The organism is Peribacillus sp. YIM B13482 (assembly GCF_042787975.1).
Taxonomy (GTDB): Bacteria; Bacillota; Bacilli; order Bacillales; family DSM-1321; genus Peribacillus; species Peribacillus simplex_A.
This window is the reverse complement of sequence record NZ_JBHZPF010000001.1, coordinates 182,759-202,767: the sequence shown is the minus strand read 5'-3', so window position 1 is coordinate 202,767 and position 20,009 is coordinate 182,759. Positions and strand designations below refer to the sequence as shown.

General features: G+C 43.2%; 19 protein-coding genes. 16 read left to right on the top strand and 3 right to left on the bottom strand.

Translation table 11 applies throughout. The features are described from left to right. The first annotated feature begins 22 nt into the window (after nt 1-22). The 8 genes from uvrB (at nt 23) to ACFX4L_RS00975 (ending at nt 10,706) form a co-directional block, all read left to right on the top strand. Nucleotides 23-2,008, top strand: a complete 1,986-nt coding sequence (gene uvrB / locus ACFX4L_RS01010) for an excinuclease ABC subunit UvrB (protein WP_377380857.1) — start codon at nt 23-25, stop codon at nt 2,006-2,008. Between the two features lie 6 nt (nt 2,009-2,014). Further along, nucleotides 2,015-4,894 carry an excinuclease ABC subunit UvrA gene (gene uvrA, locus ACFX4L_RS01005; RefSeq protein ID WP_061465575.1) on the top strand — a complete coding sequence of 960 codons (2,880 nt, stop codon included), beginning with the start codon at nt 2,015-2,017 and terminating at the stop codon, nt 4,892-4,894. 225 nt (nt 4,895-5,119) lie between these two features. Continuing rightward, nucleotides 5,120-6,226, top strand: a complete 1,107-nt coding sequence (locus tag ACFX4L_RS01000; RefSeq protein WP_377403606.1) for a DUF4097 family beta strand repeat-containing protein — start codon at nt 5,120-5,122, stop codon at nt 6,224-6,226. A gap of 559 nt (nt 6,227-6,785) precedes the next feature. Next, complete coding sequence (gene hprK / locus ACFX4L_RS00995) at nt 6,786-7,721, top strand: HPr(Ser) kinase/phosphatase (RefSeq protein WP_061465574.1); 936 nt, start codon at nt 6,786-6,788, stop codon at nt 7,719-7,721. Between the two features lie 27 nt (nt 7,722-7,748). Beyond that, a complete protein-coding gene (gene lgt, locus ACFX4L_RS00990; RefSeq protein ID WP_377403603.1) occupies nt 7,749-8,561 on the top strand; it encodes a prolipoprotein diacylglyceryl transferase in 813 nt (270 codons plus the stop codon). A 27-nt stretch (nt 8,562-8,588) separates the two neighbouring features. Next, nucleotides 8,589-9,533: a nucleoside recognition domain-containing protein gene (locus tag ACFX4L_RS00985; protein ID WP_377380844.1), complete on the top strand. Its 945-nt coding sequence runs from the start codon at nt 8,589-8,591 to the stop codon at nt 9,531-9,533. Beyond that, on the top strand, nt 9,523-10,191 hold the full coding sequence (ppaX, locus tag ACFX4L_RS00980) for a pyrophosphatase PpaX (RefSeq protein WP_089361952.1): 669 nt from the start codon (nt 9,523-9,525) through the stop codon (nt 10,189-10,191). Before ACFX4L_RS00985 ends, ppaX begins: the two co-directional genes overlap by 11 nt. After that, nucleotides 10,188-10,706 (top strand): acyltransferase, encoded by a 519-nt coding sequence (locus ACFX4L_RS00975; RefSeq protein WP_284469268.1) that lies wholly within the window; start codon nt 10,188-10,190, stop codon nt 10,704-10,706. Before ppaX ends, ACFX4L_RS00975 begins: the two co-directional genes overlap by 4 nt. Nucleotides 10,707-10,739: 33 nt before the next feature. On the opposite strand, the gene ACFX4L_RS00970 is transcribed toward ACFX4L_RS00975, so the two are convergent. The 3 genes from ACFX4L_RS00970 to ACFX4L_RS00960 all read right to left on the bottom strand — a co-directional run bounded on the left by ACFX4L_RS00970 (nt 10,740) and on the right by ACFX4L_RS00960 (nt 12,686). Then, a complete protein-coding gene (locus tag ACFX4L_RS00970) occupies nt 10,740-10,883 on the bottom strand; it encodes a YwzD family small protein (RefSeq protein WP_155727474.1) in 144 nt (47 codons plus the stop codon). 71 nt (nt 10,884-10,954) lie between these two features. Next, nucleotides 10,955-11,614 carry a class D sortase gene (locus ACFX4L_RS00965; protein ID WP_176431804.1) on the bottom strand — a complete coding sequence of 220 codons (660 nt, stop codon included), beginning with the start codon at nt 11,612-11,614 and terminating at the stop codon, nt 10,955-10,957. A gap of 1 nt (nt 11,615) precedes the next feature. Next, on the bottom strand, nt 11,616-12,686 hold the full coding sequence (locus ACFX4L_RS00960) for a processed acidic surface protein (protein ID WP_377403600.1): 1,071 nt from the start codon (nt 12,684-12,686) through the stop codon (nt 11,616-11,618). 488 nt (nt 12,687-13,174) lie between these two features. Between ACFX4L_RS00960 and ACFX4L_RS00955 the strand changes: the two genes are divergently transcribed. The 8 genes from ACFX4L_RS00955 (at nt 13,175) to hisIE (ending at nt 19,745) form a co-directional block, all read left to right on the top strand. Next, nucleotides 13,175-14,362: an ATP phosphoribosyltransferase regulatory subunit gene (locus ACFX4L_RS00955; RefSeq protein ID WP_377403597.1), complete on the top strand. Its 1,188-nt coding sequence runs from the start codon at nt 13,175-13,177 to the stop codon at nt 14,360-14,362. Beyond that, the gene (gene hisG, locus ACFX4L_RS00950) at nt 14,352-14,981 is read left to right on the top strand and encodes an ATP phosphoribosyltransferase (RefSeq protein ID WP_061466290.1); all 630 of its coding nucleotides are present in this window, start codon (nt 14,352-14,354) and stop codon (nt 14,979-14,981) included. Before ACFX4L_RS00955 ends, hisG begins: the two co-directional genes overlap by 11 nt. A 16-nt stretch (nt 14,982-14,997) precedes the next feature. Beyond that, nucleotides 14,998-16,278, top strand: coding sequence for a histidinol dehydrogenase (hisD, locus tag ACFX4L_RS00945; protein ID WP_284469272.1), 1,281 nt, complete (start codon nt 14,998-15,000; stop codon nt 16,276-16,278). A 103-nt stretch (nt 16,279-16,381) separates the two neighbouring features. Then, nucleotides 16,382-16,969 carry an imidazoleglycerol-phosphate dehydratase HisB gene (gene hisB, locus ACFX4L_RS00940; protein WP_089361946.1) on the top strand — a complete coding sequence of 196 codons (588 nt, stop codon included), beginning with the start codon at nt 16,382-16,384 and terminating at the stop codon, nt 16,967-16,969. Then, nucleotides 16,970-17,602, top strand: a complete 633-nt coding sequence (gene hisH, locus ACFX4L_RS00935) for an imidazole glycerol phosphate synthase subunit HisH (protein ID WP_089361945.1) — start codon at nt 16,970-16,972, stop codon at nt 17,600-17,602. Beyond that, on the top strand, nt 17,599-18,333 hold the full coding sequence (gene hisA / locus ACFX4L_RS00930) for a 1-(5-phosphoribosyl)-5-[(5-phosphoribosylamino)methylideneamino]imidazole-4-carboxamide isomerase (RefSeq protein ID WP_377403593.1): 735 nt from the start codon (nt 17,599-17,601) through the stop codon (nt 18,331-18,333). The genes hisH and hisA overlap by 4 nt, the downstream gene beginning before the upstream one ends. Next, nucleotides 18,334-19,092 (top strand): imidazole glycerol phosphate synthase subunit HisF, encoded by a 759-nt coding sequence (hisF, locus tag ACFX4L_RS00925; protein ID WP_061465563.1) that lies wholly within the window; start codon nt 18,334-18,336, stop codon nt 19,090-19,092. After that, the gene (gene hisIE / locus ACFX4L_RS00920; protein ID WP_284469275.1) at nt 19,089-19,745 is read left to right on the top strand and encodes a bifunctional phosphoribosyl-AMP cyclohydrolase/phosphoribosyl-ATP diphosphatase HisIE; all 657 of its coding nucleotides are present in this window, start codon (nt 19,089-19,091) and stop codon (nt 19,743-19,745) included. Before hisF ends, hisIE begins: the two co-directional genes overlap by 4 nt. Nucleotides 19,746-20,009 lie beyond the last annotated feature (264 nt).

Sequence of the window (20,009 nt, the reverse complement as noted above, 5' to 3'; positions counted from 1 at the left end):
TTTCAATAGGAGGCTATGCTTGGTGAAGGATAAGTTTGAGTTAGTCTCAAAATACTCTCCTCAAGGAGATCAACCTGCAGCAATTGAAATGCTTGTCAAAGGCATTAAAGAGGGAAAGGAAATGCAGACATTATTGGGGGCAACGGGGACAGGGAAAACGTTTACCGTTTCGAATGTTATTCAACAAATCAATAAACCGACACTTGTCATTGCCCACAATAAAACGTTGGCAGGGCAGCTTTACAGTGAGTTCAAAGAGTTTTTCCCTAATAATGCCGTTGAATACTTCGTCAGCTATTATGATTACTACCAGCCAGAAGCTTATGTTCCCTCCACTGATACATTCATCGAAAAAGATGCAAGCATCAATGATGAAATCGATAAACTGCGTCACTCGGCAACCTCGTCATTGTTCGAAAGGAAAGATGTCATCATCATTGCCAGTGTTTCGTGCATATATGGGCTGGGTTCTCCGGAAGAGTACAGGGAGATGGTTGTTTCTCTCCGTACAGGCATGGAAATAGACCGAAATGCCTTGCTCCACAGGCTCGTGGATATTCAATATGAGCGGAATGATATCGCTTTTCAACGGGGAACTTTCCGCGTTCGCGGTGACGTGGTTGAAATTTTCCCGGCATCACGCGATGAACATTGTGTACGGGTCGAGTTTTTCGGAGATGAGATAGACCGTATCCGTGAAGTCGATGCCCTGACTGGTGAAATCACAGGTGAACGCGAACATATCGCTATTTTCCCAGCTTCCCATTTCGTGACCCGAGAAGAGAAAATGAGGATAGCCATTCAGAATATCGACATGGAACTGGAAGAGAGATTAAAGGAATTAAGGGAAGATGAAAAACTTCTTGAAGCACAGCGCTTGGAGCAGCGGACCCGTTATGATTTGGAAATGATGCGGGAAATGGGCTTTTGTTCAGGGATAGAGAACTATTCCCGCCATCTAACGCTTCGCCCATCAGGTGCGACACCTTACACTTTAATGGATTACTTTCCAGAGGACTTCCTATTGGTCGTGGATGAATCACACGTTACCCTTTCGCAAATCCGGGGCATGTTCAATGGAGATCAGGCACGAAAGCAAGTGCTTGTCGATCATGGCTTCCGTCTGCCGTCTGCAAAAGATAACCGCCCTCTAAGATTTGAAGAATTCGAAAAAAAGGTCCATCAATCCATATTCGTTTCGGCAACTCCGGGACCATATGAACTCGAACATACGCCAGAAATGGTTCAGCAGATCATCCGTCCAACCGGATTGCTGGATCCAACGATTGAAGTGCGGCCAATTGAAGGACAGATAGATGACTTGATCGGTGAAATACAGGAGCGGGTCAAAAAGAACGAACGTGTCCTCATTACGACCTTAACGAAAAAGATGTCTGAAGATTTAACTGATTATTTAAAGGAAATTGGCATCAAGGTCCAATACCTCCATTCGGAAGTGAAGACCTTAGACAGGATAGAAATCATCCGGGAACTGCGAATGGGCAAATATGATGTACTTGTCGGAATCAATCTATTAAGGGAAGGCCTGGATATTCCGGAAGTGTCATTAGTGACCATTCTGGATGCCGATAAAGAAGGGTTCCTTCGCTCGGAACGTTCGCTTATTCAAACGATGGGCCGTGCAGCCCGTAATGCAAACGGCCACGTTATCATGTATGCAGACCGCATCACGAATTCGATGGAACTTGCCATCAATGAAACGAGGCGGCGCCGTGAAATACAGGAAAATTATAATAAAGAGCATGGAATAATGCCTCAAACCATTCAAAAGGATATCCGAGACTCCATCAGGGCCACACATGTAGCCGAAGAAGGAGAAGCGTATAAAGAAGATCTTGCACCAAGCCTCGCGAAGCTCCCTAAAAAAGAGCGTGTTAAAGTGATGGCAAGCATGGAAAAAGAAATGAAGGAAGCTGCTAAGGCACTGGACTTCGAGCGAGCTGCCGAGCTACGTGATTTATTACTAGAGTTAAAAGCGGAAGGGTGACGAAACATGGCAATGGATAAAATTGTGATAAAAGGCGCCAGGGCCAACAATTTAAAGAATATTGATATCACGATACCGAGAGACAAACTTGTTGTGCTAACCGGATTATCCGGATCTGGAAAGTCTTCCTTGGCCTTTGACACGATTTATGCAGAAGGGCAAAGGCGTTATGTGGAATCATTGTCCGCTTATGCGCGTCAATTTTTGGGCCAAGTGGATAAACCGGATGTCGATGCGATTGAAGGTTTGTCACCAGCCATTTCCATAGACCAGAAAACGACCAGTCGAAATCCTCGTTCAACCGTGGGGACTGTTACGGAAATCTATGATTATTTAAGGCTGTTATATGCACGGGTGGGCAGGCCGACCTGTCCGATCCATAATATTGAAATCACCTCACAAACGATTGAGCAAATGGTGGACCGCATCCTTGATTACCCTGAGCGAACCAAGCTCCAGGTATTGGCACCGCTTGTCTCAGGCAGAAAAGGGACACATGCAAAGGTTTTGGAGGAAGTTAAGAAACAAGGATATGTCCGAGTTCGTGTGAACGGGGAAATGCATGATCTTAGTGATGAGATCACTCTCGAAAAAAATAAAAAACATTCGATTGAAGTCATAATAGACCGGATCGTCATTAAAGAGGGTGTCATGGCGCGGCTGGCAGATTCACTGGAAAGTGCTTTGAAGCTTGGCGAAGGCAAGGTCATCATTGACGTTATGGGTGAAGAAGAGCTGCTGTTCAGTGAACATCATGCTTGTCCATACTGCGGATTTTCGATTGAAGAGTTAGAGCCGAGGATGTTCTCCTTCAATAGCCCTTTTGGAGCCTGCCCGGATTGTGATGGTTTGGGGGCGAGGCTTGAGGTGGACCGTGATCTGGTCATCCCGAATAAGGAATTAAGCCTCCGTCAGCATGCTATTGCGCCATGGGAGCCGACGAGTTCTCAATATTATCCTCAGCTTCTTGAAGCGGTAGCCAACCATTATGCGATAGATATGGATATGCCCGTTAAAGATTTACCGGAAGATAAATTGGAGAAGGTCTTGCTTGGTTCAGGTAAAGATAAGATTTATTTCCGTTATAAAAATGATTTTGGAAGAGTGCAAGAAGGATATATTCCTTTTGAAGGAGTTTTAAGAAACATTGAAAGGCGCTTCAAGGAGACGAGTTCAGACTTTATTCGTGAGCAAATGCAGAAATATATGTCAGAACACCACTGTCCAACCTGTAAGGGTCACCGATTGAAAAAAGAGAGTCTTTCTGTGCTCATACAAGGGGCCCATATAAGTGAAACAACAGCTTTATCAGTGGAAGATGCGTTAGTATTTTTCGATAAGCTTGATCTGACTGAAAAGGAAGCTGCAATTGCGAGATTGATTTTACGTGAAATTCATGAGCGGCTCGGTTTTCTAGCCAATGTAGGTTTGGAATATCTGACGTTGAGCAGGGCGGCAGGAACATTATCAGGCGGCGAAGCGCAACGTATACGATTGGCGACGCAAATCGGTTCCCGATTGACAGGAGTCCTGTACATCTTAGATGAACCTTCAATAGGGCTTCATCAGAGGGATAATGATCGATTAATTGAAACGTTAAAGAATATGCGTGAAATCGGGAACACCCTGATTGTTGTTGAGCACGATGAAGATACGATGCTTGCAGCGGATTATTTGATCGATGTTGGTCCTGGAGCAGGAGCCCATGGGGGAGAAATAGTGGCCGCTGGGACTCCGGAAGAGGTCATGAATAATCCTAAATCGTTAACGGGCCAATATTTAGCAGGGAAGAAATTCATTCCTTTGCCATTGGAACGCCGGAAGAATGATGGTCGTGTCATTGAAATAAAGGGTGCCAAGGAAAATAATTTGAAAAACGTTAATGTAAAATTCCCTCTTGGAGTCTTTACAGCCGTTACAGGAGTCTCGGGATCAGGGAAAAGTACATTGGTGAATGAGATCCTCCATAAGTCTTTGGCTCAAAAGCTGAATCGGGCCAAAGCTAGACCAGGAGATTTCCGTGAGATCAAGGGCATTGAGCATTTAGACAAAGTCATTGATATTGACCAATCACCGATCGGTAGAACGCCAAGATCAAATCCAGCTACCTATACAGGTGTATTTGATGATGTTCGTGACGTTTTTGCCTCGACTAATGAAGCGAAGATCCGCGGTTATAAAAAAGGACGGTTCAGTTTCAATGTGAAGGGCGGCCGCTGTGAAGCCTGCCGTGGTGATGGCATTATCAAGATTGAAATGCATTTTCTCCCTGATGTCTATGTCCCATGTGAAATCTGTCATGGGAAACGTTATAACAGGGAAACGCTTGAAGTGAAATATAAAGGGAAAAACATCTCTGACATTCTCGATATGACAGTTGAGGAAGGCGTTAGTTTCTTTGAAAATATCCCGAAAATCAAACGTAAGCTACAAACGATTTTTGACGTTGGCTTGGGTTATATCAAGCTTGGACAGCCTGCGACCACTTTATCAGGGGGGGAAGCGCAAAGGGTGAAACTTGCTTCTGAATTGCATCGCCGTTCCACTGGGCGCTCCTTTTATATCTTGGATGAACCAACTACAGGACTTCATGTCCACGATATAGCGAGGTTGCTTGAGGTCTTGCAGCGGCTGGTTGACAATGGGGATACAGTTTTGGTGATTGAGCATAATCTGGATGTCATCAAGACGGCGGACCATATTATTGACCTAGGTCCGGAAGGCGGAGACAAGGGCGGAACGATCGTCACTTATGGTACACCTGAAAAAATATGTGAAGTGTCCGAATCATATACGGGGAAATACTTAAAACCAGTACTGACTCGTGATCAAATTCGCATGGAAAATTGGATTGAAGAAAAAGAACAAGAGCATGAACATGCTTAAAAGAACAAGCCGGCCGGCTTGTTTTTTTTGTAGAAAAATGACAATGTGCATTTAATCAATCATTTGATTAAACAATAGGTAAACATGATATTTCCGGGGAAATCGTACATTTCCCTTTTCGGAAATTGTCATTTTCCTTTGTCGAATGATGGGAAAAATGGTATTTATGAAACTTTTTAGATATCTGGGCGTATGTATAAATAAAATGATAGGAGAAAGCGAGGAATGTTCATGCAGGAGGAAAGAAAGAAAATTTTAGAAATGATTCAAGATGGCAAGCTATCAGCGGAAGAAGCTATGGGCCTTTTAGAAGAGTTAGAAAAAGCTAGTCAGGAAAGTGAAGCAAAAGAGCAGAAATTACAAAATGAATTATCGACGGTTGTCGTGGATAAGCAAAGCGAAGGAAGCGCTCATGATACGTTTAAGAAGAACATCCAGTCATCGAAAGAAAAGATTATTGATTTCGTTGAAACTGCTTTTAAGAAAATCAAAGAAACAGACCTTGATTTCAATTTCGGGAAATCTGTGGAGGTCAGTCATATTTTTCAGCATGATTATGATTTTCTAAATGAAGTTGATGTAGATATAGCAAATGGGAAAATAAGAATCGCTACATGGAATCAGAATGATGTCCGGGTTGAATGCCAAGCTAAGGTATACCGGGTGGAGGATATGGAAGAAGCTAGGAAAAACTTTTTGGAGGAAGTCGATTTTTCGATCGAGGATGGAAAGATGAAGTTCAAGGTTCGTGAAAAATCCATAAAGGTCGATACGATCATGTACATTCCAAGGAAGGAATATGATGACATTCATGTAAGGATGTTCAATGGTGCAATCACGACAGAGTCATTGAAATCAGAGAACCTTAAAGCAAAAACAGCGAATGGTGCCATTCATATCATGCAGGGTACAGGTGATTCGTGTGAGCTTGAAACGGGTAATGGAATGATCACCATTTCAGATACCAACTTTAATTACTTAGAAGCTGAGACCCTGAATGGAGCGATTAATGCCGATGGGTACTTCAAGAAAGTGGATGTTCAAACTTTCAATGGGGAAATCGTCTGTACAAATTCAGGGATGGATTGCGATTCAATACATGCTAAGTCAGTTACAGGAAAAGTCCAGCTGATCCTGCCACAAGGCAAGGCGATTGAAGGAGAGTTAAAATCCAACTTAGGAAGCTTTAATGTAAGCTTGGAAGGAATGACCATCATCGAAGAGAAAAGTGATGTCGTTCAAAAGGTCCTTAAGTTTAAAACGGTTAAAGAAGAGGCCCCTGTTCTTCATGTTTTTGCAGAAACCAAGACTGCTGCGATAACGGTTTCCTGAAGAAAAATAAAGCACGCTGATATAACTGGCGGGCTCAGAATGTAGGCAAATCCGATGAAAATTGAGTTTGCCTACATTTTTTTAATGGCTTGTACAATTTGGATGTTGATTTCCGCTCCAGACAATCGCTTTTCCTGGCTTGCGCCTGCGGGGTTCTCCCCTAGACGCACTTTTCCTGCAGGAGTCCCGCACGCTCCTCTCCAATCAACTTTTTTATTGAATTTAGATAGAAACCATACCTAAGTAGTTGAAGGCTTTGGAGTTGGTTCGGGAACATCATTTGTTGAAAGATACGTTTTCCGACTACTTTTGTCTACAAAGTGAGCCCGCCGATATAAACTGGCGGGCTTTCTTATATTGGCATGAAACGAGTGTAAGGATTCATGTATGTTCAGCTCATCTTTTTCCTATTCACAGGGACCTTCCCGCTGCCATCAGCCGAAGGAAGTGAATAAAAAATCAATAAATCGATAATGCTTTGTTTGGTTATTAACAGAAAAATGCTAAAATAGTAAAAGTATCTCTAGAAATAGCATCGCTCCAAAAGGAGGAAAGATATATGGCAAAAGTCCGTACAAAGGATATAGTTGAAGCGTTTGGCCTAGAACTTATCAGTGGGGAAGAAGGAATTAACCGACCAATTGTGACGAGTGATCTATCTCGTCCAGGACTTGAAATAGCCGGTTTTTTTGATTACTATCCCGCGGATAGAGTACAGCTTTTAGGTATGACGGAGATGTCCTTTTTTAATCGGTTGAATGAACCGGAGCGAATACAAAGGATGGAAGAGTTATGCAGGGACTTTACTCCAGGCATCATCATTACGCGTGGTCAGGAAGTGCCGATAGAGTTGATTGAAGCTTCTGAGCGGGAATCCGTTCCTGTGATGAGGTCTAGTATGAAGACAACACGTTTATACAGCCGTTTGACCAATTTCCTTGAAAGTAGATTGGCACCAACTACTGCTGTTCATGGTGTATTGGTGGATATCTATGGGCTAGGTGTGCTGATCACCGGTAAAAGCGGCGTCGGTAAAAGTGAGACAGCCTTGGAATTAGTGAAACGGGGTCATCGTCTCGTAGCGGATGATTGTGTCGAAATCCGACAGGAAGACCAGGATACGCTAGTCGGTAATGCGCCGGATTTAATCGAACATCTTCTTGAAATAAGAGGGTTGGGAATCATTAATGTAATGACACTTTTTGGAGCTGGTGCAGTCCGAAGCAATAAAAAGATCTCAATCGTCATCAATCTGGAACTATGGGAAAAAAACAAGCAGTATGACCGGGTTGGTCTAGATGAAGAAAAAATGAAAATCATCGATACAGAAGTGACGAAAATAACCGTACCTGTACGTCCAGGCCGAAATTTATCTGTTATCATTGAAGTGGCAGCCATGAATTACCGCCTGAAACGAATGGGAGTAAATGCTGCAGAACAGTTTTCAGATCGCTTGAATCATGCAATTGCAGATCCGGAACATGATGAATTTTAAAAGGTATATAGGAAAAGAGGGGACAAAATGGAACAAGGAATACAGCCACTGAATCCAATAGCAATTGATCTAGGCCCTATCCAGGTACATTGGTATGGACTAATCATCGGTTTTGGTGTATTACTGGGTCTTATCATTGCTTTAAGGGAATCTGAGCGAAGAGGTCTTGATAAGGAAATATTCACTGATATGATTTTGTTTGCCGTCCCAATCGCGATCATTAGTGCCCGTATATATTATGTCATCTTCCAATGGGAGTACTATTCACAAAACCCAGGGGATATCATAAAAATATGGAATGGCGGAATCGCCATACACGGTGCATTGATTGGAGCGGTGCTAACTGCCATAATTTTTGCCAAGGTCAAGAAAGTCTCATTTTGGAAGCTGGCGGATATTGCTGCACCGAGCTTATTGTTGGGGCAGGCAATTGGCCGTTGGGGGAATTTCATGAATCAGGAAGCACATGGGGGAGAAATATCAAGGTCATTCCTGGAAAATATGCATTTGCCTGATTTCATCATTAATCAAATGTACATAAACGGTACATATTATCACCCAACCTTTTTGTACGAATCGATTTGGAATATCGTCGGTGTAATCATCCTCTTAAGTTTACGGAAAGTGAACTTGCGCAGGGGTGAACTATTTTTAACCTATGTGATATGGTATTCCATCGGCCGTTTTTACATTGAAGGTATGCGGACGGATAGTTTGATGCTGACGGAATCACTGCGGATCGCACAAGTGATCTCGATTGTGTTAGTAGTTGTTGCCATTGTTTTAGTGGTCTATAGAAGGGTCAGTGGGAAAGCAGTCAAAAGATATTTAGATGAATAGGGAATATGTGTAAAGGGAGAGGGCATAGTGATAGTGGATTCGGTTAAAAAGGGACTTCTATCTGGCTTGAATACAACTTTGTCTTTAGGAAAAGTCATATTTCCAGTTACTCTGATCGTCACTGTGCTTCAATATACGCCTGTATTACCATTTATCATCAACTTGATAGCTCCTTTAATGAATCTCATCGGTCTTCCAGGGGAAGCGGCCATTCCGCTCGTGTTAGGGAACTTCCTGAATTTGTATGCAGCGATAGCGGGCATATTAACGCTTGATTTGACTGTTAAAGAAGTTTTCATTATCGCTATGATGCTATCTTTTTCACATAATTTATTGATCGAGTCAGGTGTGGCGATGAAAACCGGTGTCAAGCTGTGGATTATATTAACAGTAAGGATCGGGCTCGCGCTGTTGTCAGCAATCGTCATCAATTTTGTTTGGCAGGGCGGATCTGAAATGGCCCATGGAGTGGCTATCGGGGAGACTGTTGAGATTACCGGAGCGGGTGCAATCCTTTTACATGGGGTTATCCAGGCCCTTTCCGGAATCGCCCAGCTGGCGGTCATCGTTATTCCGCTAATGGTAGTGGTTCAAATCATGAAAGATTTGAAATGGCTGGAAGCCTTCTCAAAAGCCCTTGCTCCATTTATGAAGGTTTTGGGGATGAAGCCGAATGCTTCGATGCCTTTCGTGACAGGTTTGACTCTTGGTTTGGCATATGGGGCAGGCGTAATGATTCAAGCAGCGAAAGAAGATAATGTCTCGAAGAAGGATATGACGATTGCATTCATCTTTTTAGTTGCCTGTCATGCAGTTGTAGAAGACACACTGATTTTCATTCCACTGGGGATTCCGGTCTTGCCGTTGTTATTTATTCGCTTACTCACGGCTATTGTTCTAACGATGGCCGTTGCGTATATTTGGAATCGGACTGACAGAGTACAGAGAAAGGGAGCTGTATATGAACGGTAAAATAACTACATTATTATTCGATCTTGATGGGACGTTGATCAATACAAATGAATTGATCATCGCCTCTTTTACAGAAACTTTAAATCATTTTTGTCCTGGAAAGTTCAATCGGGAAGATATCATTACATTCATCGGCCCGACTTTGGTTGATACTTTTTCGTCCATTGATCCAAAACGAGTGGATGAAATGATCGCTTTCTATCGGGAGCATAATTGGAAGAACCATGATTTGCTTGTCACACAATTTGACGGGGTATTCGAAACCGTTCAAACATTGAAGCAGAGCGGCTATAAATTGGCGGTCGTTACGACAAAGAAACGTGATGTCGTCGAAAAGGGCCTGAGATTAAGCAAACTGGATCAGTTCTTTGAAGTGGTGGTCACGCTGGATGAGGTTGAAAAAGCAAAGCCGGACCCAGAGCCTTTGGAAAAAGCTTTAAATCAACTCGGTTCGGTTCCTGAGGAAGCGATCATGATTGGTGACAGTTATCATGATATTTTGGGCGGGAAAAACACAGGGACAAAAACGGCAGGGGTCTCATGGTCCATTAAAGGCCGTGAATTTTTGGAAAGTTACCATCCTGACTATATGCTTGAGCAGATGGCAGATTTATTGAATATCGTTGAGGTTGAAAAGCTCATGGAGGATAGAAAATGAGACGCACGTTCCGCTATCCAGTTGAAGGGGCAAATTCACTATGGCATGTGTATAAGACTGTTCCATTCTGGAAAGTCGTAAAGAATTTTGTGGTGATACAGCTAGCGCGTTATACGCCTTTTCTGAGTATGAAGAATTGGCTTTACAGGACTTTTTTACATATGAAAGTCGGAAAGCATACTTCGTTTGCTTTGATGGTCATGCCGGATGTGATGTTTCCTGAAAAAATATCCGTGGGAATTAATACAGTCATTGGCTATAATACGACGATTCTCGCTCATGAATATTTGATTCATGAATATCGTTTAGGAGATGTTGTCATTGGGGATGAGGTATTGATTGGAGCCAATTCGACCATTCTTCCGGGGCTTTCAATTGGTAATGGGGCGATTGTTTCTGCAGGGACGCTAGTCCATAAGGATGTTCCAGAGGGAGCTTTCGTCGGGGGAAATCCAATGAAAATCATATATACGAAAGAGGAAATGCTTGAGAGGGATCAGCAAACTTCTTTATGAAAAAAGACTTGCCCAAATATGCGGCAGGTCTTTTTAATGGCATTTTGGGTATAGCGGAGTCAGTTCATTCTTTAGATGATCTATGACTTCATTAATCGATATATTTTCCTTGTTCACTGTCGTTTCATAAGTGTCTTTCAAGATTCGAAAAAACTTTTCCTGCGCTTGTTTATCCATACTCAGCTTGTCCACCTACAATCTTTTTAAGATTTATGAAGAGAGGGCTGAACAACTTCAGCCCCCATATCTCATTTATCTATTTCCGTTTTCAATAAATCGGCAACCAATACGTATCGTTCCGGTGCACTACCAATATATGAAAAAGGATAGCAGGTTGTTACTGTAAGTGTTGCTTTAGGCTTGGGAACGATCACGGTACGGTCATCTGCATCGACGATACGAACCTTCCTCACTTTATATGTAAACGTACCAGCTTTTGTCTTAGCTATCAGCAAGTCACCTTTACCGACTTCTCCCAGATCTCTAAAAATGGTATCTCGATGCCCGGATAAAACGGAATTATCCTTTTCACCGGGGAGGACAGACCCTGCATAATGGCCGACACCCTTTTCGAGTTCATCTTCATCCGTTCCATGGTAAATTGGGAGTGTTGCCTCGATTTTTGGAATATAAAGCTCACCCATCAAATCACCTGTCTTTGGCCGTTCATCATATAGTTCAGGCCCATCGGGAATATCTGCTTTCGTCTTCGGTCCTGGGAGCTTAGCCGTCGCCTCGACCAGCTCCGTCGTCTCGGGTGTTTCAGATTTATTCCATTTATATATGGCATAGCCTTTTAATAGTGTATAGGCGTTTGTCGTTGTAAAATAAAAACCAAGGCTTAAAAAGCAAACAGCCGTGATGAGTAACCATTTTCTCTTATGCCTGGATTGCCTATTTTTGCTCATCTTAATTTGTAAGTCTCGCTTTTCTAATTAATCCGAAAGCAATGCCCATCATCACTAAACCGATTAAAGCACCGAATAGGTAATTACCAGCCGTTTTAGGAAGCACTCCGCCTTTTTCCGTTTTATGTACGGGTTTTGCGTGTTTCTCGGGTTTCTTCTTCTTTTCTTTTTTTACTTCAACCACTTTCGAAACGACCTCAGTGGACTGTTTGATGTCATTCCCGGTTTCTTTCACTAAATCGGAACCAATCATTTCACCTGTCAATTTAAAATCGAGCAGTAGATTGCCGTTTAAATCATAAATGGAAACTAGTAAACTAGCATTCGTCAATTCCTTAAGCTGGAATAAAGCCTCAAGGGATAGGTTTGTAGTGACGCCATCATGAATTAAGGCGAATTTGAATTGAATTTGCAGCAAGTTTTGCAGATCATTATATATAGAAAGCAATTCCGCCACTTGCTCTGCAGACAATTCATCAATTGTTTCAAAATAATCGAGTTGGTTCATCCTATCGGAAATTGCCATTAAACGATCTTCAAAAGAAGGATCCTCGACGATAGGTAAAAGGTGGTTCATGAATCTATCCAGCTCTTCGTCTGTAAGATTGATCTCAGAAAAGAGCCCATCCATTAAATCGAGGATCTCTTCATCATCATATTCCGTCTCTTCATCATCATAACCCATTTCCAAATCGATGATATCTTCTATGTCGTAAATGAAGTGGAAGGTATCGATGATAGAATCTCCTTCTTCCAATTCACCGTAATCTATTAATAATTCCGTAAGTTCAGCTTCGGTCATTTCATTTTCTTTCAGTAGATCCTGTAAAGTCTTAGGAGTGACGGCCGGTCCTAATGTATCACGCAACTCTTCTACAGATTCCAATTCATTCAATGATAAGTCGTAAAAGCCTAAATACTCTTCCAATTCTTCTTGAGTCATTCTGACTTCAGAAAGGTATGCATTTAGCTCATCCTGGTCGATCTTAGTGGCGGCGAAACTCTTTGTTCCGCTAAAACCGAGCGAAAAAAGTACGATAAGCGCCACAAAAAAAGAAAAATATTTCTTCAATTCCATTTCCTCCTAAAAATTTATAATAATACCAAACTCCTAATATTATAAAACAGCTAAACCAAAAGGTATACATTTATAACAATGAATGGCTAAAGATAGGAATATTTATCCGGGGAAAAGGGTATGGCTCCTTCCAATTGACCTTAAAAACGGTCATGAAAAAATATCAAAGACCGTCATGGGATTTGAGTAATGGGATTACTCACCTTTTTCTTGACGTTAGGTTGGGGCAGGGGTAAACTATTAGTAGCTTCACTCTGCTACCATATTAGCGAACTAAAGTGATTTAATAGATTATTGTGAGTATTTATATGATTATGTCATTTTATTTGATAATATTTTTATATGTTATCTGAAATTTGGATTTAAGCCCGCAATCTTGGAAAGATAAACAAAAAGGAATTATGGCAATGACATTGGTTTTTGCCTATAGGCGGACTGATTGGATATATATAGCAATCAATATTTCATAAGGAAGTGCAGTCGTGACGAAGCCATTTATGTTTGAGAAACCATTAGGCATGAGAGATACATTGCCGGTGCTGTATGAAACGAAAGTATCGGCCAGAAATAAAATGAGTGATGAAATCAAGAAGTGGGGTTATCAATTTATTGAAACGCCTGCTTTGGAATATTATGAAACAATTGGTGAGGCTTCGGCAATTTTAGATCAACAATTGTTTAAACTTCTTGATTCTCAGGGACATACGCTCGTACTTCGTCCCGAGATGACAGCCCCCATTGCACGAGTCGCAGCATCCAAATTATTAAAACAGCAAATTCCGCTTCGCCTGGCCTATTCTGCGAATGTATATCGGGCACAGCAGCGTGAAGGAGGCCGGCCGGCAGAATTCGAACAGATTGGTATTGAGTGTATCGGAAATAAGTCCATAAGTGCAGATGCTGAAATGATTGCCCTGCTTGCGGATGTTCTAAAGGCTGCCGGTCTTCAGGAATTTAAGATTTCCATTGGACATATCGGATTTTTACAAGAATTTTTCTTAAGCATTCTAGGTACGGAGGAAAGAGCTTCTATATTAAGGAAGTTTTTATATGAAAAGAATTATGTTGGTTTTCGGGAGCATGTAAAATCGCTGCCGCTTTCATCCATTGATAAACAGCGGCTTATCGAATTTACCTCCTTAAGAGGCAGTGAAGGCACGCTTACAATGGCGCTTGGGTTGGTTGAAAATAATAAAGGGCAAGATTCTTTGGCTGAACTGAAGGAATTGTCTGAGCAGTTGAAAGAATTTGGCGTCGATCAATATGTTAGCTTCGACTTAACATTGGTCAGTCATATGAGTTATTACACGGGAACTTTATTTGAAGTGTATGCGGGACATGTGGGTTCGCCAATCGGCAATGGCGGCCGGTATGATAATCTGCTTGGAAAGTTCGGCTGGAATGCTCCTGCCACAGGTTTTGCAATCCGGGTGGATCGCCTTGCCGAAGCTCTTGGGGAGCCGATGCAGCCTGTCGCACCGGAATGTATTTTATTCAGTCCCGAACGGAGATTGGAAGCAATTGAATTTGCAAGAACAAAACGATCCGAAGGAAAATTGGTAACGATTCAAGATATTACAGTGGTTCAAAATGTCGATGCTTTTACAAGAACATTTTCTGAAGTGCATTTATTTGTAGGGAATGGAGGGAATGGAAAAGATGAAAAGTAGCTTTTTAACGATTGCGATGCCAAAAGGGAGAATATTTGAAGAAGCGGCAGAGCTATTAAGAAGGGCCGGTTTTCGTCTCCCTCCTGAGTTTGATGATTCCCGGAAATTGATCCTTGAAGTGGAAGAGGAGAATCTCCGTTTCATTTTAGCTAAACCGATGGATGTCGTAACCTATGTGGAACACGGCGTTGCTGACATTGGAATTGCAGGGAAGGATGTCATGTTGGAGGAAGAACGTGATGTATATGAGTTACTTGATTTGAAAATCAGTGCCTGCTACTTAGCCGTGGCTGGTCTGCCTGGTACGAAAATAAGTGACATCGCCCCCAAAATAGCCAGTAAATATCCGAATGTTGCCTCCAGCTACTTTCGCGAGCAGGGAGAGCAAGTTGAGATTATTAAGTTGAATGGGTCTATTGAGTTAGCACCGTTAATTGGTTTAGCTGAACGAATCGTGGATATCGTTTCAACGGGACGGACATTGAAGGAAAACGGTCTCGTAGAATATGCAAAAATTGCCGATGTGACTTCTAGGCTGGTGGCAAACCCTGTCAGCTATCGAATTAAAGAAGCAAGGATTACTGAAATTGTCGATCGGCTAGCAGGAATTATTGAATAGTAAATGAGGTGAACATATGAAAATAGAACGGTTTGCGGAAGGGATTTCACTGAAACGTTCCGTTGATGCAGGTACTGCCGATCAAAGAAAAGCGGTTCAGGATATTATTTATGAAGTCAGGAGAAGCGGAAACGCCGCTTTAAATAGCTATACCGAACGTTTCGATGGTGTCAGTCTAGGGGAATTACTTGTATCGGAACAGGAAATGGAAGAAGCGGCAGCGGCCATGACTCCGGAGCAGCTTGATATTATTCAAGAAGCGGCAAATAATATTCAATTGTTTCACGAGAAACAAATTCGAAATTCATGGTTTATGACTGATGATACGGGAACGATGCTAGGACAAAAATTAACACCTCTTGATGCTGTGGGTGTTTATGTACCTGGAGGCACAGCGGCGTATCCTTCGTCTGTACTGATGAATACGATGCCAGCTAAAGCAGCGGGGGTGGAACGGATCGTTATGGTATCTCCTCCAGGGAAAGATGGGAAATTATCGCCGGCGGTGTTGGCAGCTGCCAAAATTGCCGGAGTTACGGAAATCTATAAAGTTGGCGGGGCTCAGGCAATAGCGGCTCTCGCTTATGGGACGGAAACAATAAAAAAAGTGGATAAAATAGTGGGTCCGGGAAATATTTATGTGGCGCTAGCGAAGCGGGAAGTATTCGGAGATGTCGCCATTGATATGATTGCAGGACCAAGTGAAATAGCGGTATTGGCGGACGAATCCGCCATCGCCGCAGAAGTTGCGGCTGACTTGCTATCACAGGCAGAGCACGATCCCCGTGCTTGCAGTGTTTTGGTGACGACGTCCACGTCTCTTGCAGAAGAAGTGGCCGCAGAAGTGACCAAGCAGGTAGCGTTACTACCGCGCCATGATATTGCTGCAGCAGCCATAAGGGACTATGGAAGAATTGTTGTATGCGGGAATATGGCAGAAGCTATTGATGCCATAAATGAACTTGCACCTGAACATTTGGAAATTGTGACCGATGATGCACTTGAAGTTATGGCTAAAATCCGGCATGCCGGGGCAATCTTCATTGGCCGCTTTAGTCCGGAGCCTGTAGGGGATTACTTTGCAGGTCCCAATCATGTGTTGCCTACTAATGGAACCGCCCGTTTTTCCAGCCCGCTGAATGTGGATGATTTCCAAAAGAAATCGAGCATCATCAAGTATAGTGAAACGGCCTTCCGCAAAAATGCAGAAAAAATTGCTGCATTTGCCCGCATGGAAGGACTTGAGGCCCACGCCCGTGCCATTGAATCACGGGGTGTGAAAAAATCCGGGGAATAGTGCCTGAATCCTTACGAAATAAATAAAAAAACTGAAATAAAGACTTTTGATATGCTTTTGACATCTTGGGAAAAGGGGTCTTACCCCGATAGGAGGACTTGTAATGGAACGTTTTGCTAGTGTGGAGCGAAAGACGAATGAAACGGAAATCAGTTTGAAGTTTGGTGTGGATGGTGAAGGTAATTCCTCCATTAAGACGGGCGTTCCGTTTATGACGCATATGCTGGATTTGTTCACGAAACATGGGAAGTTTGATTTGACTGTAGATGCAAACGGAGATACAGACGTGGATGATCACCATACAACTGAAGATATTGGCATTTGTTTGGGTCAAACGTTAGTGGAGGCCCTTGGAGACAAGCGCGGGATAAAACGTTACGGAAATGCTTTCGTACCTATGGATGAAGCACTCGCCCAGGTTGTCATCGATTTAAGTAATCGTCCGCATCTAGAGTTCCGGGCTGAGTTTCCTTCACAAAAGGTTGGTACTTTCGATACTGAACTGGTGCACGAGTTTCTTTGGAAACTCGCTCTTGAAGCCAGGATGAACCTGCATGTAATCGTTCATTACGGTCACAACACACATCATATGATCGAAGCAATATTCAAAGCGCTAGGACGGGCATTGGATGAAGCTACTACCATCGATCCACGGGTCAAAGGCATCCCTTCAACGAAAGGGATGTTGTAAATGATCGGGATCGTCGATTACGGCATGGGGAATTTATTTTCTGTAAGTAAAGGGCTGGAACGTCTTGGTGCCGATTCATTCATTTCCGATGACCCTGAAGAACTTTCAAAGTCGAAAGGGATCATTCTCCCCGGCGTTGGCTCTTTCAGGGATGCCATGGGTCTTTTGGAAAAACAAAAGCTAGATGAATTCCTGAAGGAATATGTAGCAGGTGGAGGGTACCTATTAGGCATCTGCCTTGGTATGCAGCTTCTCTTTGATGAAAGTGAGGAAAATGGACCGGCAAAAGGATTATCGCTCATCCCGGGTAAAGTGGTTCGTTTTAAGGGAGTGGATGCGAATGACCAGGTTTATAAAGTGCCGCACATGGGCTGGAATCGTCTTGAATTTAAACACGCATCACCAGTGAATGAGGGGCTGGAAGAGGAACATGTTTATTTCGTCCATTCTTATTACGCCGATACGGATGAATCATTCGTTACCGCTTCGGCGACGTATGATGTGGAAGTGCCGGCGATCGTCGGTAAAGGGAATGTATTCGGAATGCAGTTTCATCCGGAAAAAAGCGGGAAGATGGGCATGTCACTCTTGAGAAATTATCTGTCATTAGTAGAAGGGAAGGAAGAAGCATGAGCGACTTTACTATTTACCCGGCGATTGATATGCGCGGAGGCAAATGCGTCCGCTTAATCCAGGGAGATTACAATCAGGAAACCGTTTATGGCGATTCCCCCTTCGATATGGCTAAAAGCTTTGCGGACCAAGGAGCCGATTGGATACATATGGTCGACCTTGACGGAGCTAAAGAGGGAGTGCGCATCAATGATTCGTACGTAATTAAAGCTGCAAGTGAGTTAGGGGCCCGCATTCAAATCGGCGGAGGCATCCGTACTGAACGGGATATAGCCCATTACCTGGATAATGGAGTGGAACGTGTCATTCTAGGCAGCACGGCCGTTTCAGACCCTGATTTCACTAAAGATATGATTAGGAAATATGGAAGCCATATCGCAATCGGGATCGATGCGAAGGATGGCAGGGTAGCCACTCATGGTTGGCTTCAAACGTCTGGAACCCTTGCAATAGATCTTGGCAAATTACTGGCCGATGCTGGTGCAGAGATCTTTATCGTGACTGATATCGCGACAGATGGCATGCTTTCAGGTCCGAATGTGAAAGGTATATTGGCGATGGCGGAGGAAACTGGGAAAAAGGTGATTGCTTCGGGGGGCATTAGTTCCCTGGAAGACCTTATCACCCTCAAAGAATATGAAGCTCAAGGAATTGCAGGGGCAATCATTGGCAAGGCGCTTTATACGAATCGCTTTACTGTGGAAGAAGCACTAGAAAAGGTGCGTGGTTAAATGCTCACAAAACGAATAATTCCTTGTCTCGATGTAAAAGATGGGCGCGTAGTTAAAGGCATACAATTTGTATCCCTTAGGGATGCTGGAGATCCGGTCGAGCTTGCAGCCTTTTATGACCAGGAAGGTGCCGATGAGCTTGTCTTCCTTGATATTTCCGCTTCACATGAAGGCAGGGAAACGATTGTCGACGTCGTTCAAGCGGTAGCTGGAAGCTTGGCAATTCCGTTTACAGTGGGAGGCGGTATTAATTCTCTAGCGGATATGAAGAAAATCTTACGCGCTGGCGCAGATAAGGTATCCTTAAATACAGCAGCCATTCTGCGTCCTGATTTAATTAATGAGGGTTCTGATTATTTTGGGGCACAATGTATCGTTGTCGCTATAGACGCCAGATATGACGAAGAGCTTGGATCATGGCGCGTATACACCCACGGCGGTCGAAAACCGACTGAATGGGAAGTGATCGCGTGGGCGAAGGAAGCCGTCAGCCGCGGTGCAGGTGAAATTTTATTGACTAGCATGGATTGTGATGGGGAGAAACAAGGGTTTAATATCGCTTTAACAAAAGCGGTATCTGAAGCTGTTTCGGTGCCGGTCATCGCCTCGGGTGGGGCAGGTAACGCGGGGCATTTTCAGGAAGCTTTTGAAGAAGGTAAAGCGGATGCAGCATTAGCCGCATCGATTTTTCATTATAAAGAAACATCCGTCAAAGAAGTCAAAGCGTTTCTCAAACAACAAGGAGTGGTTGTACGATGAATCTTGAAACTATTAAATACGACGATAAAGGTCTAATACCGGCAATCATTCAAGATGCCGGAACCGGTGAAGTGCTGACACTTGCTTACATGAATGAAGAATCTCTAAAATTGTCCATCGAAAAAGGCGAAACGATTTTCTTCAGCCGTTCGCGCAATGAATTGTGGCATAAAGGAGCAACCAGCGGTAATATACAGAAAATCATCGAAATGAAGTATGATTGCGATCAAGATGCATTGGTGGTTCGAGTCGTTCCTGCAGGTCCAGCGTGCCATACAGGGGCAACAAGCTGTTTTAGCGAATCGATTTACCAAAACAATGAAGCTGGACAAGCCATGCAGGCGAATGTGACTTTCTTGGCGGAATTGGAAACCTTGATTAAAAAAAGAAAATCGGAAATGCCTGAAGGTTCATATACAACTTACTTATTCGAAAAAGGTGTTGATAAAATCCTGAAAAAAGTCGGTGAAGAAGCCGCGGAAGTCATCATTGCTGCCAAAAACCGCGATGCAGAGGAACTTTCCATGGAAAGTGCCGATCTCCTTTATCACTTATTCGTTCTTCTTCAGGAACAAGAATTGCCTTTCCAAGCGGTGCTTGATGTATTGAAGGCTAGACATTCCGATAAGGACGAACCAAAAGAAACCGAATGAATGGTGATATCCCTCCGTCATTAGGAGGGCTCAGACTGAAGACAAACTCGATGAAAATCAACTTTGTCTTCAGTTTTTTTGGCTTGTTATTTGGACGTTGATTTCCGCTCAAGAAACTCGCTTTCCGCGGGTGGTCCGCCCTCGGCGCCATTGCGCCTGCAGGGTCTCCCCTAGACGGTGCTTTTCCCGCAGGAGTCTCGCACCTTCCTCTCCAATTAACTTTTTCTACATAACTTTGGTAGGAACCATATCTGAGATTTGAAG

Excerpts from the sequence above, each read along its gene's own strand:
- ACFX4L_RS00970 (WP_155727474.1), bottom strand. The coding sequence starts at position 10,883 with ATGGATAAACAAGCGCAGGAAAAGTTTTTTCGAATCTTGAAAGACACT.
- hisG (WP_061466290.1), top strand. The coding sequence starts at position 14,352 with ATGAAAAGTAGCTTTTTAACGATTGCGATGCCAAAAGGGAGAATATTT.
- ACFX4L_RS00975 (WP_284469268.1), top strand. The coding sequence starts at position 10,188 with ATGAGACGCACGTTCCGCTATCCAGTTGAAGGGGCAAATTCACTATGG.
- ACFX4L_RS01000 (WP_377403606.1), top strand. The coding sequence starts at position 5,120 with ATGTTCATGCAGGAGGAAAGAAAGAAAATTTTAGAAATGATTCAAGAT.
- uvrA (WP_061465575.1), top strand. The coding sequence starts at position 2,015 with ATGGCAATGGATAAAATTGTGATAAAAGGCGCCAGGGCCAACAATTTA.
- hisD (WP_284469272.1), top strand. The coding sequence starts at position 14,998 with ATGAAAATAGAACGGTTTGCGGAAGGGATTTCACTGAAACGTTCCGTT.
- hisH (WP_089361945.1), top strand. The coding sequence starts at position 16,970 with ATGATCGGGATCGTCGATTACGGCATGGGGAATTTATTTTCTGTAAGT.
- ACFX4L_RS00965 (WP_176431804.1), bottom strand. The coding sequence starts at position 11,614 with ATGAGCAAAAATAGGCAATCCAGGCATAAGAGAAAATGGTTACTCATC.
- lgt (WP_377403603.1), top strand. The coding sequence starts at position 7,749 with ATGGAACAAGGAATACAGCCACTGAATCCAATAGCAATTGATCTAGGC.
- ppaX (WP_089361952.1), top strand. The coding sequence starts at position 9,523 with ATGAACGGTAAAATAACTACATTATTATTCGATCTTGATGGGACGTTG.
- hprK (WP_061465574.1), top strand. The coding sequence starts at position 6,786 with ATGGCAAAAGTCCGTACAAAGGATATAGTTGAAGCGTTTGGCCTAGAA.
- hisF (WP_061465563.1), top strand. The coding sequence starts at position 18,334 with ATGCTCACAAAACGAATAATTCCTTGTCTCGATGTAAAAGATGGGCGC.
- hisA (WP_377403593.1), top strand. The coding sequence starts at position 17,599 with ATGAGCGACTTTACTATTTACCCGGCGATTGATATGCGCGGAGGCAAA.
- hisB (WP_089361946.1), top strand. The coding sequence starts at position 16,382 with ATGGAACGTTTTGCTAGTGTGGAGCGAAAGACGAATGAAACGGAAATC.
- hisIE (WP_284469275.1), top strand. The coding sequence starts at position 19,089 with ATGAATCTTGAAACTATTAAATACGACGATAAAGGTCTAATACCGGCA.